Raw genomic sequence first — 15,233 nt, forward strand, 5'->3', positions numbered from 1 at the left:
GCTAAAAAAAGATTAGTATGCACCAGGCATTTATATTGTCGTTTTATGACGACTGGGAGTTTTGGACGAGTGCTATTGGAACTCTTGTAACCGTATTCTTAGGTCTTGTTGTATGGTATTCCACAAAAAAGTATAATAAAACCCAGATTGATTTGACTAATGACAAACTACAGAAAGAGCTTTTTACAGATTTCAATAGTAGATATGATGAGCTAAACGATTTTCTGGAGATAATTATAAAAAACAAAATATTCAAATCTTTTAAGAAAGACAAAAACTTTGATCAATTATCGTGTAAGCTCAATGATTATTTCAATTTATGCGCCGAAGAGTACTACTGGTATAGGAAAGGAAGGATAGATGAGTTAATCTGGGCCAGTTGGCAAGCCGGGATGAATAGTTGGTATAATAATCATAATGTAATTAAAGAGGCTTGGGAGCTGGAGCTAAAAAGTTTTGGTCACCAGTCTTTTTATTTATAAGAAGATGAGCAGCTTTTTAAAAATTATTAATTAATGATAGCGTAAAAAAAGGTTATTTGTTCCCTAGCAGAAAGCTTTTAGTCAAACTAACCAAAATATGAAGAGAGTCCAAGCCGAAGTCAAAATAATAGGCGATGTATTAAATCAAGACTTAAAAATACCTCCTTATCAGAGACCTTATCGCTGGCAAGAGAAAAACGTATTAATTCTATTAGAAGATATTTTCTCGAGTTGGAAACAAGTAAAGAGCGCTTATAGGATAGGTAGTGTCATTATTCACGTAGATAAAAAGGAGGATAAAAAAGAAAATCAAAAAGAAGAACTCTATATTGTAGATGGTCAACAGCGCATAACAACTGTGGTGCTCATACTTAAGGCACTGGATTCTTCATTAGGAGATAACTTGCTGGAAAATCTAAAATATAATCACAGTGATTCTGTAGATAATATTAGAAAGAACTATGAGATTATAAAAGATTGGTTAGAGGAATTGGGAAGTGAAAAAAATGAATTTCTCAATTACCTAATTCGTTTCTGTGAATTTGTTGAGATACATGTTGATAATATTTCTGAAGCATTTCAAATGTTTGATTCTCAAAACAGTAGGGGGAAGTCTTTAGAGCCTTATAATCTTTTAAAAGCTTACCATATAAGAGCAATGGAAGACAATACCCAACGAGAAAAGGTCGAAGCAGACAGGCGTTGGGAATTGGCAACACGTTATGTTGAGGATCCTTTGCAGTTGCAAACTCCTAACGATATTCTAAAGCAGCTTTTCAATGAGCATTTATTTAGAACTCGTGTTTGGAGTCGAAAGGATGAGGCCTATACCTTTAGTAAAGATAAAATTGATGAATTCAAAGGTGTAACGATTTCTGCAAATACAAATTTAGATCATCCGTATCAAAACAAAGATTTATTAAATGCGGTTGCTCAAAATTATTTCAATTCATTAAACGTGCAGGTTAGGGGAATGAAATCCAGATTTAGATAAAAGCAACTAGATAATATCTCAGATTTTACCTCACTGAATCAACCAATAATTAATGGACTTGCTTTTTTCGACTACATAGAAACGTATACAGAGATTTATAAGCAACTCTTTGTAAATGAAAAGAAAAAAGATTCCTTTGAAGAGTTTAAGGATTTTTATTCTAAACAATGTCAATATAAGGGAAGTCATAGAGCCGGAGATCAATATTTAAAGGAGCTTTATAAATCTTTAATTATGCTCTTATTTGATAAGTATGGTGAAGAAGGTTTATATAAATATTACAAAGTTTTATACGCTATAGTGTATCGATTAAGGCTGGAGCAATATCAGGTACGCTACAATAAGGTTGCAAAATATCCAATAGAAATGGGAGGTCTATTTGCAATTATAGAAAACAGTAAAAACTACTACGACCTTCGCAAATTAAATTCTTTGGCAAGTCCAAGGATTGATTGTCAAAGAGATGAAAAAGTTATAATTGAGTTCTTATTAAACGAGATGCAAATTCCTATTTTCTCAAAGTTTAAAGGAGAAGCTGAAGTGAATATAGACAAATATCGTATAGCGTAATATGGAAAAAGTAAACCTAGAAAAAAGTATAAATCAGATTTTTGATGAGAAGTATATTGTACCGCTTTATCAACGTAATTATGCCTGGGGGTCAGAAGAAATACAACAGTTACTTCAAGATATATATGAGAGTTTTGTTAAAAACCCAACAGGTAATTATTTCATAGGCTCTTTAATAGTTTTAAAACGACGAAATAGAGATTTTGAAGTTATAGATGGTCAGCAACGCCTTACAACACTTTCATTAATAGCAAAAAAGCTCGATAGTCAAAATTTGAAAAGTCAGAAACTTTTTTTTGATTCTCGTCCTGAGGTTGAAAACTTTCTTAGTCATTTTTATCAAAGTGGTATAATTGCAGACAGTACCAATAACCATCTAATATCTCATTTTAAAGCAGCAGTTGAATTCATAGATGCAACAAACCTTGATAGTAAATCAGACGTGCCTCACTTATTGAATGAAATGGAGGAGAATGATTTTACAAATTTTAAAAAGTACTTCTTTAACAACGTTATTTTAGTTAGGGTCGAAATCCCTAATGATACAGATGTGGCACATTATTTTGAAGTAATGAATAATCGGGGAGAGCAGCTCGAAAAGCACGAAATTTTAAAGGCAAGTTTGTTAAAGAAATTGAGTGACAATGAAGAAGAGAGCTTACGTTTTTCTAAAGTATGGGATGCATGTTCACAAATGAATTCTCCCTTGCAAAGTCTTTTTGTTGTGGGAGATAGAGTAAGATTTTTTGGTGAAGAGTATAACGAATATATGTTTGACATTGATCCCAGCGATAAAAGTCAAAATAATAGATCTGATAATGTGAAACATTCACTAAATATTAATGAGGTAATTAGTGGGATAGATTTAAATTATAGGGATCCTGAAATTAAGGAGATAGCCGATAAAAATGAATCAATTATTGATTTTCCAAATTTTTTAATGCACGTACTTCGTTTATATCTAAATGAAGATGTTCCTCTTAATGGCGATGACTTATTAGACGTATTCAGAACTTTTGAGGAGCATATTGATCCGATGGCATTTATTGATTATCTTTTTTTCTATCGAACGGTCTTTGATAGATATGTTATAAAAGCTAGTGAAGATGAAAATGCTGAAGACCATTATAAATGGTCACTTTTAAAACCCGAACTATATCATTATGAAAAAAGAGATCAAGATAGATTGATTTATAAAAACACCTTTGAGAAACAGGATCGTATTATAAAAGGTCTATCAATGCTTCAAGTAACATTTAGGACTAAGAAATATAAAAACTGGTTACAAGAATTACTTTCTTGGTTTGAAAATGGTGATGATCTAGATATATCAAAAGAGGTGTTTCAAACAAAGTTAGATGGGTTAATATTAGATATTTTTAACTCAAATCAAGTTTATAATTCCATATTTGATGAGTCGTCATTATCGTTAGGAACAACCACTCCACATTTCTTATTTAATTTCATAGATTATCTAATGTGGCTTCAGGATAAGGAAACACAAACTTTTGAGTTTAAATACCGTAATTCGGTAGAACATCATCTATCTCAGTCTGCAAGAAAAGAAAATAATGAGAAGTATATTGATCACTTAGGTAATTTATGTCTCGTTAGTAAGGGAGGTAATTCTAAGATGAATAACGAATCGCCTGTAGGTAAAGCTAAGGTTGGTCATAAATATTACCGGGAAGATTTACCTCCTAAGCAAAAGAGAATGTATGATCTAACAAACAGTAATTCTGATTGGGGACCAAAGGAAATTCAAAAACATTATGACGAGTTAAAAGATCTGCTAAGTGAACGGAAAGAAATACTAGGATTATGAAAAACGCCATAGGCAAAGCAGAGCGCCTTTCTCAAGATCGTATTGTTCAGCTTTTTCAAAGCGAGTTGGGCTATCGGTATTTAGGCAACTGGCAGGACGAACTGCGTACCCAGCCGGTAGAAGAAGATTTGCTCAGAAACTTCCTTAAAAAGCAGGGATACGCAGCTATGCTTATAGACCGTGCTGTATCTAAGTTTTTAAAGTCGGTTACTAACATCGCTTCCGGTTTATATGATGCAAACAAAGAAGTTTATAAACTCATACGCTATGGGGTTAATGTACGGGAAGATTTAGGCGAAGCCAAAGAGTCTGTGTTGCTTATCGATTTTGAGAACCCCGAGAATAATGATTTTGCCATTGCAGAAGAAGTCAGTTTTAAAGGCAAGCACAACAAGCGACCCGATGTGGTTTTGTATGTAAACGGTATTGCAATAGGGGTTTTAGAATTAAAAAGTTCACGTAAAGGCCTTGAAGAGAAGAGGGCATAAGTCAAAACCTGGATAATCAAAGCGATTTTTTTACTCCTAATTTTTTTACGACCATACAGTTGGTGTTGGCGGGTAATGATACGCAAGGCTTACGTTATGGCACCACCAAAACTTCAGAAAAGTATTATTTAAAATGGAAAGAAACCTTAGATGCCACTTACGATATATCATAGACAAGCATATCGTGCAGCTCTGTGAAAAGAAACGCATGCTGGAAATCATTAAAGACTTTACCATTTTTGACAAAGGGGTCAAAAAGTTGTGCCGCCCCCAATCAATATTTTGGTATTAAGGCGGCCCAGCAACGTATACGCGATAAAGAAGGCGGTATCATCTGGCATACGCAGGGGAGTGGTAAAAGTTTGACCATGGTCTGGCTTACCAAGTGGATACGTCAAAATATTGATGACAGTCGGGTATTGATCATTACAGACCGCGAAGAGTTAGATGATCAGATCGAGAAATTATTTATAGGTGTAGAAGAAAGTATCTACAGAACAAATTCCGGGCGAGATTTTTTAAATGTTCTCAACCACAAAACCCAAATGCTTATTTGCAGTTTGGTACATAAATTTGGTAACCGTTCTGATGAGCCGGATTACGAAAAATACATAAAAGAACTTAAAGAAAGTTTGGGTTCAGATTTTAAAGCCAAAGGAAATTTATATGTTTTTGTAGACGAGTGTCACCGTACCCAAAGCGGAAAATTACACGAGGTGATGAAAGCCATTTTGCCTGAAGCTCTTTTTATTGGTTTTACAGGAACACCCTTGCTTAAAAAAGATAAGCAGAAGAGTATTGAAATTTTTGGACCCTACATAGGAGAACCCTATAAGTTTGATGAGGCAGTAGAAGATGGTGTGGTACTTGACCTATTGTATGAAGCCAGAGATGTAGAGCAGTTTGTTACCGCACAGGATAAAATTGACGAGTGGTTTGATGCCAAGACTCAGGGCTTAACTGATGTCGCTAAAATAGAACTTAAAAGAAAGTGGGGTACAATGCAAAAAGTGCTTGGCTCTAAATCCAGACTGGCAAAAATAGTAAATGATATCGTTCATGATTTTGATACCAAGCCACGGCTGTATACGGGCGAAGGTAATGCGATGCTGGTTTCCGGTAGTGTATATCAGGCTTGTAAATATTACGAACTCTTCCAGCAGGCAGGCTTTAAAGAATGCGCGATTATAACTTCCTATGAACCGCATCACGCAGATATAAAAGGGGAAGACTCAGGAGAATCTAATCCTACCGACAAGCTCTTAAAATACGAGGTGTATACCAAAATGCTTAAAGGTAAATCTACTGAGGTTTTTGAAAGCGAAGTGAAGGAACAGTTTATCGATGAACCGGCTAGAATGAAACTGCTTATTGTGGTAGATAAGCTGCTCACGGGTTTTGATGCACCCTCGGCAACCAATTTGTATATTGATAAGAGCATGCAGGATCATGGTCTTTTTCAGGCGATATGTAGGGTAAATCGTGTGGATACAGATGACAAAGAATACGGGTATATCATAGATTATAAAGATTTGTTTAAAAGCCTTGAGCGTTCGATACAGGACTATACCTCAGAGGCTTTTGATAATTACGATCAGGATGATGTAAAAGGCCTTCTGAAGGACCTTCATCAGGAATCTAGAAACCGCCTGGAGACTGCTCTCGAGGCAGTCAGAGCCTTGTGCGAACCGGTGCATCCTAAAGATGAACCCCATTACATTCGATTCTTTTGTGGGAATACAGAGAATCCAGATGATATAAAGCAGACCGAAGAGAAGCGGGTTGCTTTGTATAAAGCGGTCGTTACCGTTATTCGTTCGTATGCTAATGTAGCCAATGAGATGCGTGATCTGGGCTATTCTAATGCAGAAACAGAAAAGATTAAGGAAGAGGTAAAGTTTTACTCTGATTTACGCGATACCATAAAGCAGGCCAGTGGCGATCACGTGGACCTTAAACGCTTTGAATCGGGTATGCGCCAATTGATGGATCGCTATATTGATGCAATGTCCAGCAAGAAGATTTCTGATTTTGAAAACAAATCTATAGTAGAATTGATTGTAAATCTGGCTAATGATCCCGGAGCGGAATATAAGACGAAACGCCAGGAAGCGGTGGCAGAAACTATCGAGAACAATGTGTGAAAAGTGATCATTGAAGAAACTCAGGCTAACCCCAGGTATTACGAGAAAATGTCTCGACTTCTTGATGAGATCATTGCGCAACGAAAAAATGATACACTTGAATATCAGGAATATTTAAAAAGAATAAAGGAATTAGCTGAATTAGTATCAGCACCGCAAAAAACCAACGAATATCCGGAATCTCTAGATTCGGCGGCAAAGCGTGCTTTGTACGATAATCTGGATGCTAACGAGATTTTAGCCTTGGCTTTAGATAATATTATAAAAGCAACCAAGTTAGATGGGTGGCGTGATGGAGGTATAAAGGAACGAAAACTACGAATAGCTGTTCAGAACATATTGAAGGATGATGAAAAGACTGATGCGTTAATGGATATTATAAAAGCACAATGTGACTACTGAAAAGGAAAAAATAACCATCGCTAATATTGAAATTGATGTCATTAGAAAAGATATCAAAAACATGCATTTAGCGGTATATCTCCCTACCGGAAGAATCCGCTTATCAGCACCCAAATCTACCGATGATGAGGTACTGCGCCTTTTTGCGATTTCTAAATTAGGCTGGATCAAAAAACACGTCGAGAATTTCAAAAGTCAGCCTAGAGAATCTGAACGCGAGTTTTTAGGTGGTGAAAGCCATTATGTAAAGGGCAAGCGCTATTTATTAAAAGTAATACCGCAAACAGGAACTGCACGTGTGAACTTAAACGGAACCAAAGAGTTGATTCTGGAAGTAAAGCCTGATGCTAGTCGGGCTGAAAAAGCAAAAGTTATTAAAGAATGGTATCGTAAAAAACTCAAAGCAGAAATACCCAATCTGTTGACAAAATGGGAACAACGCATAGGGGTAAAAACTAACGACTGGGGAGTTAAACAAATGCGAACAAAATGGGGGACATGTAATATTGAAGAAAAGCGTATTTGGCTCAATCTTGAACTTGCAAAAAAACCAACAATTTGTCTGGAATACATAATCGTCCACGAACTCACCCACCTTCTTGAGCGTAATCACAATGAACGTTTTATACAGTATATGGATCTTTTTATGCCAAAATGGAGGCTTTATCGTGATGAACTAAATAGTCTTCCCGTTGCTCATAATGATTGGGTTTATTAAAAAAGCCCGCTACAGCGGGCTTTTTTATTGGAAACTTATTTACCTGTAATGATGGGCGTCAATTCAGACTTTAATTCTTCATATTCTTCTTCCTCTATGATACCAAGATCTAGCAATTCCTTTGATTCTTTTAGTTTAGCTATCGCTTCATCACGTGTTAGTGGAGAATTAGTGCTTTTAATTTCACCTGCCAAAACTGCTTTTTCATAATCTGTTACAGACATGTATTTGTTGATTCCAAACGCTCGTCCGTTAGGTTCTCCTAGCAAAATCTGAACTGCAAGAGGTTTTTTCTTACTTCCTTTATGGAACAGCGAAATTTCAGAAATTAAAACCACTTCACCTTGCATATCCTGCCCAGCGTTTGATGGACCTTCTCCACTTAGTGCATTCATCACATTTCCGAATCCTGCTGGTTCACCCATGATTATATTAGAAAAAGAACTTGCCGTTTTTGATCTGGCTTTAGCTACGCCAAATGTGTTTGCTGCGCCTGCCGCAGTTGTATTGGTAGTGCTACCAGAAGGTGTTCCTATTATTAGGGTATCACCCACTTTCAATTCACTGCCATCCGCAGAGGTGTAAGTGGAAACAGTTGTGCGGTTTTTTATATTTCTAAAAATGTCTGAAGTCTGGGTCTCTTCATATGTGATCGCTTCAAGGTGATTTTGAGATACTACGCTTAGAGATGCCAATAGAAATACTGTAAGTAAAAATTGTTTCATTAAATAAAGATTTGGTTGATTATAGTTATTAATTTGAATTGTGATTTCAAATCTATTTAAATCTTTTTGATAAAATTTCTTGGACTTTTCGTTCAATACCGTTATCTGCGGAGAAAACAGCCTTCTTTGCTAGGTCTATGTCTATATTGTGATTGGTGATATTCATGCTGTTAGATAACCAATCCTCCAATCTCATCTTTCCTTTAGATTGATTGATGGTTCGTAAAGTAACATCTACATTTTCTGGACAATTTACTACTTCTGCAATTTCATGATTCGTAAACTGATCACGATATGCCATAAAGATTGCTTCCGAAGATCGAATGTGCTCATAATCATAACGATCACCACCACGTAAAGTTTTTCCTGTGTAGCAATCGATATATAATGCTTTTCCATCTCCACCTCTTTCTAGTGCTTTTTGATGCATTTGTGTCTTTACATTTGTGAATAACAAATCTTTTTCGGCGCGGTGGTAGGGACGTATTGGGTTGTGCATAGAATTTAAATTCAATTATTCGGTACCTTCACCTTCTTCTTCCAAATCCTCCATCTCATCAATCTCCATCGCTTCAGCATTTAGCATGGAAAGCATATCTGGATTCACTCCTAATTCTTTTAATTTTTCTTGTACTTCTTGAACCTCTTTTAATACTTCTTTGAACTCTTGTAAATTATTTTTTATTTCGGAAAGATAGCTGGGATCAGCATTTTCTGTTAATTCTTGAGTTTTGTCTTCCTTTATATCTTTTGCAACATCATTAACATTTTCTGTAACCTCGTTTATTCCTTTGATTTCCTCAGAGGGATTTGCTTCAACTTTTTCGGGTTCACGCTCTAGTTTATCTTGAATACCATCAACTTTTTGGGTTGCATCATTGACCTTGGTTTGATTCTCTGTAGATAAAATTTTATCTAACTCACTAAAAGCTGTTTCTTTAGCAGTATCAAAACTGCCTTTTAAAGCTTCCTTAAAACCTTGGCCTTCTTTTAAGCCTTCTACACCTTTTTTAATTCCGTCTTTCGCTATTTTTTCTCCAGCCTCTTTTAATGTATTTATTACTGCTTCTAATGCCATAATTAAAGTTTTTTTGTTAATTGGGTTAGCTTGCTTGGGTATTCTTTTTTATTTAAAAGATTTACAATATATTTTAAAATTAACTGCGCATCTTCAGTACTATCGATATTAGTCATATTCTTAATGATTTTTAAAAAATCATTTTTAATCAAATTCAAGCTTTTGGACTTATCTATATTTTGTTTTAATATGAAGTCTAAACAAATTGTTTCGTTTACAAAATCTGCTTCTTTATTTGTGATTTTTTTAGTCCCTTCAAATTTTTTAATAATATTTAGAACCTTTTCTACATTATACTTTTTGCTTGAAAGCGCGGTATGTTTAAATTTCTCATTCTTAGATTCAAACTTGTCAAATTTGCATAGAATTGCTTCTTGCCAATCATTTTGGTAGATTGCTGCTACTCCCGTTTCAAGACTTGCCAATTCCTTTATTTGATCTTCAGTAAGATTCATTGCGTTCCCAACTAATTTTCTATCCTCGAAATCTGGTAATCTTAAGCAGATTTTTGTATTAGTATTTCGAATAACCGACAAATCCAATAGCCCAGGTGCTTGGTCTGCGATTATGAAGCCTTCACCGTAGGTGCGCATTTCGGCGATGGCATTAGATATCATCTCTACTGATTTTCCGGCTAAATTTGAACTGTCTGCTGACTGTTCTGAAGATGTTCTCTTAAGTAAATTATGCGCCTCCTCGATGATTGTTATGTGTTTTAAATCACTATTGCTTTGTGATTTGGTAGCAATTCGATATTCATTTAATTTCATAAATATAAGACCCATAAATAGAGCCTTTCCTTCAGAAGAAGCGACACGGGATAGATCCACTATAACATTTTTGTCAAATAAATCTTCATCCGAAATATAGTTATCAGAAAAAATTAATTTATTTAATCCATTTGTCATACTTCGGACACGGGAGACCAAGGCACCTTCATAATTGCTTTTAATTTCAGCGGAGAACTTACTTTTATTAATCACATTTTCCAATGATATTAATAAATCTGAAAATATTGGAAATTGAATATTTTGAGTAACACATCTAGATTCATCTAGTAACCAGCCTTTAGAAATATAAGAATCTTCAACTGCTTCTTTCAGAAGGTTTGGCATTGCAGCCTCCATTGGCCAGCACGAATTTAAAATTTCAATAAAACGATCTATGTGCTCATATATGTGGATGTTTGTTGGAAAAGCAAAAGGGTTAATTCTTAAAAGATCTGTTTCAGAAGAATTTGTTCCATAAACCGAAACATTGTCTCTCCCACCAAACTCTTCTTTATACTCTCCTTTAGCTGGTTCTATTACAAGAAAGCTAATGCCTTTATCGCAAAGCTTTTCTATTAAATTATAAGTAACATTAGATTTTCCAGATCCGGTACTTCCCGTAACAAAAATATGACTGGTAAGTTTATTAATATCTAATAAAACATCGTTATAAAGTGTTTGCTCATAATTATATAATTTACCTAACTTAATATTATTTTCAACCTCCTTTTTAGGGTTGTTTCCAAAGGGTACTATTTCCACCACATCTAACCCTACAACAGATTTATGAGGTAAATTCATTTGAACAGTCAATTCATCTGTGGTAATAGCTTGAGCTAAATCGCCGAAATCCTTTATTTTCGGGATTTCATATCGCTGTAAGTAATCAACTACTTTATTCTTTTCTTTACTATTAATAGAATTAAATGTTTTTATTGCTGCAGTTTCAAAACAAGATTCAGCACCTTTAGTTACTCCATTATAAATATTCGCTGCAATGATGCTATTTTGTTCTTCATCTGAAATGAAATAGGTACCTACATTCCAGAATCCCACTCCTTTCCCTTGCTGCAAACGTTTAATTTGGAGATCTAATTGATCTAAAAAGTTTGAAACTTTTTTATTTGTAAATGTTATTTGCCGAGATGTTGAATTTCCTGAAGAATTACTTGTAGTATTGGTTTCTGAATCACCCTGAGTTTCTGAGGTAGTAACCGATTTGGATTCGTTTGACCCTTTAGCCTTATTGCCTTCTCCTTTAGTTTTTAGATCTAAATTCTCTTTGAGCCTTTTGCCTTTTCGTTTACCCCACTCACTTCCAATTAGGGCCCCGCCGGTTCCGCCGACATATCCCCCAATACCTGTACCGATGACGTTAGGAGCAACTTCAAGAAAATTTCCAAAACCGTTTTCAATTTTTTTTGAAAAATAATCAGCGTTTTTTGATCCAGTCCCAAAAAATCCGCTCATCATTTTTCTGCCGATCCAAGGTGACGAATTTGTAGTTGTTGTTTCACTAGTTCCAAATGTTTTACTGCTAGAATGGGAAGTTGAATTACTCTTTGACATACTCAAAGAATCTGATATAGAATTATTTGTACCATCTGTGGTCACAAATTCTTTATCACTAGATAAGACACTGTATAATTGTTCGTAGGCATCTAAAGTTAATTCTACTTGGCTGGTTGCAATGGGATCAGCAATAAAAAAAGCTGAAAAAGATTTGCCATTCATTCCTAAAATTAGATTTTCAATTCCTTGAATAAACTGATCCTCATCTTTGTCTTTTAAGGAAGGAATACCAACAACAGCAGTAACTTCCTTACAATTATCAAATATCCTCTCATTGATATTGATTACATCTTCATTGCTAATACTTTCGTTCTTGTTTGTAAATTGTGTACCTGGAAAGTTGCCTTCTAAAGCCCCTTTTAAAACTTTCGATTTTTCATTTACCCTTTCACCCGCTTTAACACCGAAATACAAATTACATTCCGTACCATTCGAAACAATTTTAAAAACCAAAGAGCTATTAATAGAATGAACTGTTGTAAATACGGATTTTAATTTATCTGTAATTTTTACATCTTTTTCATAAACAAATTTCTGCAACTTGAAAAATCGGATTTTACCTCTAATCTGTTCTTTAGATACTGTAGATAACAATATCTCGTTATCTAATTCGGAAAATGGAAGAATACTTAGGTCTGTTTGCTGTAAATATTGCTTTTGTAAATCAAATTTTATATCGCTCAAATTATTTACAGGGGATTTTTTTTCGGGATTCTCTATCAACTCCTTATTCATTAACTTAAAACTTTATAAATTAAATAACCCGTAATTATGACTGCTCCTCCTATAATTATCTTCTTCAAGACATCGTCATTTTTAGAAGTATCATTTGATTTATAATCATATTTCTGATTTACGTAAACTTCGTTGTATAATTCAATCAAAAGATTGTATCGTTTCCTTGAATAGTTCTCATCCATGTTCCATTTTTCGTCAGTAAAATAATCCTCCTTATTATTTTTATCTGTAACTGCAAGTTCGCAATGTTCTTCGAATTCAAAATCACTCTTATTAATTGCATCTTCAACTGCTTTATTAATTTCATTGCGATCTCCCTGTAAAAAAAATAGATTGTCTATTAAAATTCTTTTTATTTCGTCTTGGTCATTCGCTTCAATACTAGTAAGTAATGGCTGGTTTTCTGTGTATTTTCTCATTTGATTCAGGTGTTTTTAATATTGAGATCTCATTTGTGATCTTATCAAATTTTTGTAATTGGTAATTTTTTGCTTCAATGGTTAAGACGAGAACTCTTTCTGATTTTTGAAATACACTGTTTATAGTTTCTTCGAAAGAGTGATAAACCAAATTTTTGAAAGAATCATTATAAGCTCTAAACATTTTATCAAACTCATCTTTACTATCTTGAACTATTTTTCTGAAATGTTTACTTAATGGATTAATTACCTCGTTATAAAACTTACCCCCATCAATTACCTCTGTTCTTTCCTTATAAGTTACATTATAAGTTACAGTATCTGTAATTCCAAAAATTCTTTTATACCATGAAGTGCTTGTAACTTCTTTCACTTTCTCACGTATTTTTTTTTCTGTTTTTACAATTTTATAATTATCAATTTCATCAAAACTTAATACATTAATTTTATTTAAAAGTTCTGCATTGAATGTCTTAGTTTCTAAGATCGGTTCATCCAATTTAAATTTATTAACTACCTCGTTTTTCAACTTTAATAAATAACCCTCCCCCTCATCATTCATTTTTGAAATTAGATCCGTTTCTATACTAACTCTTAAGTTTATAATAGTTTTGTTAGCTTCATCAACTAATTCTTTTGCTTGAAGAGGATTAAGCTCCTGTTTTCCGGATTCTGCTTTTAACCTAGCGAACATTTTGTCTACTTTCTTACCAGTTTCATTAATAAATTCTTTTTCAAGTACTATCTTATTAATCTCTTTTAAAGCCTCTGTTCTTTTGTTATTTAACTTTTCTATTTCTTTTTTAGTTCTCTCTTCATTTTTTTTTTGTTCCTCCAGCGTTTTTTCCTCTAGTCGATGTTTTTCTAAAAGAATTTTGTTTTCAATTACGTTTGATACATTTTGAGCAACACTCATCAAATCTTTATATTGTTTTTTTTGATGATGATTTGTAATGTAATCCTCTATATATAATTTAATGGAAGCTAAACCAGAATAGACAAGATCTGCATCTAGTTCACTTTTTAATATTTTTTCTTGTAATTGTTGTTTTTGATTTATAGATATAGGTGTGTATTCCAAAAGTTGATAACCTAGATATTTTTCTTGAGGTTCAGGAATAAAATCATTTCTATAAACATTTAATTTATTCTTTTCATTTCTTGATAAATTACTGTTTAACTGGGCAAGTTTAGCATACTTTGCACTTAATGGAAAAACCTTTGGATTTTCAATATTATATCTCCCTAAGAACTGCTTTATTTTTGGTGAGATTTCACTAAATGCTTTTTTGTCCAGCTCTTCCCTGTCAACTTTGTTATAGATAAAGATAATTCTGTCTAAATTTTGTTTGTTACTCTTTAAAACATCACTAATTTCCCTTAATGTGTTATCATCATCTTTTGAATCCATTTTTTCCGGATCCAAAACATATAAAACAATAGGGAGTTGTTGATTATCCTTTAGATACGTGAAGGTTTTTTTAGTATGATTAGAATATTGCGCACTATTCGGACCGGGAGTGTCAATAAAATTTAATTCTAAACTCGATGAATTTAAGTTTTTAACTGGCCCTTCTAAATTCAACTTTAAATTTGAAAAATTATTTTTATTGGCGTTAGAGTTCCACTTACTTAAAAAGGCGCTAATGTCAGACTGTGATTCTTCAAGTATTGTTTCTTTATCAATTGCTTGAGCTATAAATTTTTCTAATTTGTTATTGATTTTGATATTACAGGTTGTAGCTGTTGCAGCTCCTGTATCCTCGAATAAAAAATCTTGACCAATAAGTGCGTTTAAAAGTGTTGACTTTCCTGAACTCATAGTTGCTATAACAGGAACTTCAACTTTATTACTTCTTAGAGTTTTAATATTTTCGACATTAGGTTTAATAGCTTTCTTTACAATCTCCTCATTGGAATTCAATGCAAAATTTAAAAATGCATCAATATTATTATAATTACGGTTAACCCATTTATCATCTATTACATTAATTTTCTTTTGATCGATTAAACCATTTTGTCTATCTAAAATGGAATCAATTAAAACTTTTTCATATAAATCGCAACCGTTTATTTCAATCGAAAAAGGATCATTATTGCTCTCTTCTTTAAGCCTATTAATGAAGGTTCCAAACCAATCTGTAATTCTCTTATTCTTTATGTCTTCAATGGTTTGTTCTAAATTATTTTGTATCGTTTTGTCACTACAATTGATCTGAGATTCAAATGAAATTGTATTATAATTTATCTCTATATTCATTATTTATAATTTCGTTTTCTATTATTTCTTTTTAAGAATAGCTTTAAA

Annotated in this window: 14 protein-coding genes; 8 read left to right on the forward strand and 6 right to left on the reverse strand. The window is 33.5% G+C overall.

The genetic code is table 11. The features are described from left to right. Positions 1–17 precede the first annotated feature (17 nt). From P163_RS10075 to P163_RS10100, 8 genes are all read left to right on the forward strand, one after another. Positions 18–482 carry a hypothetical protein gene (locus tag P163_RS10075; protein ID WP_034890403.1) on the forward strand — a complete coding sequence of 155 codons (465 nt, stop codon included), beginning with the start codon at positions 18–20 and terminating at the stop codon, positions 480–482. Positions 483–579: 97 nt separating this feature from the next. After that, positions 580–1,476, forward strand: coding sequence for a DUF262 domain-containing protein (locus P163_RS18560; protein ID WP_231556184.1), 897 nt, complete (start codon positions 580–582; stop codon positions 1,474–1,476). A gap of 234 nt (positions 1,477–1,710) precedes the next feature. Beyond that, positions 1,711–2,046, forward strand: a complete 336-nt coding sequence (locus P163_RS18565) for a hypothetical protein (protein ID WP_231556185.1) — start codon at positions 1,711–1,713, stop codon at positions 2,044–2,046. 1 nt (position 2,047) lies between these two features. Then, positions 2,048–3,871, forward strand: a complete 1,824-nt coding sequence (locus P163_RS10085) for a DUF262 domain-containing protein (RefSeq protein WP_034890406.1) — start codon at positions 2,048–2,050, stop codon at positions 3,869–3,871. Then, positions 3,868–4,359 carry a type I restriction endonuclease gene (locus tag P163_RS18570; protein WP_034890409.1) on the forward strand — a complete coding sequence of 164 codons (492 nt, stop codon included), beginning with the start codon at positions 3,868–3,870 and terminating at the stop codon, positions 4,357–4,359. Before P163_RS10085 ends, P163_RS18570 begins: the two co-directional genes overlap by 4 nt. 194 nt (positions 4,360–4,553) lie before the next feature. Then, on the forward strand, positions 4,554–6,503 hold the full coding sequence (locus tag P163_RS18575) for a type I restriction endonuclease subunit R (RefSeq protein WP_231556186.1): 1,950 nt from the start codon (positions 4,554–4,556) through the stop codon (positions 6,501–6,503). A 3-nt stretch (positions 6,504–6,506) separates the two neighbouring features. Further along, a complete protein-coding gene (locus tag P163_RS18580) occupies positions 6,507–6,905 on the forward strand; it encodes a hypothetical protein (protein ID WP_231556187.1) in 399 nt (132 codons plus the stop codon). Continuing rightward, positions 6,895–7,623 carry a M48 family metallopeptidase gene (locus tag P163_RS10100; protein ID WP_034890412.1) on the forward strand — a complete coding sequence of 243 codons (729 nt, stop codon included), beginning with the start codon at positions 6,895–6,897 and terminating at the stop codon, positions 7,621–7,623. The genes P163_RS18580 and P163_RS10100 overlap by 11 nt, the downstream gene beginning before the upstream one ends. 35 nt (positions 7,624–7,658) lie before the next feature. On the opposite strand, the gene P163_RS10105 is transcribed toward P163_RS10100, so the two are convergent. From P163_RS10105 to P163_RS10130, 6 genes are read right to left on the reverse strand one after another with little or no spacing between them, the layout of a single operon-like run. Then, positions 7,659–8,348 carry a hypothetical protein gene (locus P163_RS10105; RefSeq protein ID WP_156100684.1) on the reverse strand — a complete coding sequence of 230 codons (690 nt, stop codon included), beginning with the start codon at positions 8,346–8,348 and terminating at the stop codon, positions 7,659–7,661. Positions 8,349–8,400: 52 nt separating this feature from the next. Continuing rightward, positions 8,401–8,847, reverse strand: coding sequence for a hypothetical protein (locus P163_RS10110; RefSeq protein ID WP_156100685.1), 447 nt, complete (start codon positions 8,845–8,847; stop codon positions 8,401–8,403). Between the two features lie 15 nt (positions 8,848–8,862). Continuing rightward, a complete protein-coding gene (locus P163_RS10115; protein ID WP_034890418.1) occupies positions 8,863–9,426 on the reverse strand; it encodes a hypothetical protein in 564 nt (187 codons plus the stop codon). A 2-nt stretch (positions 9,427–9,428) separates the two neighbouring features. After that, the gene (locus tag P163_RS10120; protein ID WP_051931214.1) at positions 9,429–12,503 is read right to left on the reverse strand and encodes an ATP-binding protein; all 3,075 of its coding nucleotides are present in this window, start codon (positions 12,501–12,503) and stop codon (positions 9,429–9,431) included. Continuing rightward, on the reverse strand, positions 12,503–12,925 hold the full coding sequence (locus P163_RS10125) for a hypothetical protein (protein ID WP_034890421.1): 423 nt from the start codon (positions 12,923–12,925) through the stop codon (positions 12,503–12,505). The genes P163_RS10120 and P163_RS10125 overlap by 1 nt, the downstream gene beginning before the upstream one ends. Then, on the reverse strand, positions 12,888–15,185 hold the full coding sequence (locus P163_RS10130) for a dynamin family protein (RefSeq protein ID WP_034890424.1): 2,298 nt from the start codon (positions 15,183–15,185) through the stop codon (positions 12,888–12,890). Before P163_RS10130 ends, P163_RS10125 begins: the two co-directional genes overlap by 38 nt. Positions 15,186–15,233 lie beyond the last annotated feature (48 nt).

Source organism: Gillisia sp. Hel_I_29, assembly GCF_000744275.1.
Lineage (GTDB): Bacteria > Bacteroidota > Bacteroidia > Flavobacteriales > Flavobacteriaceae > Gillisia.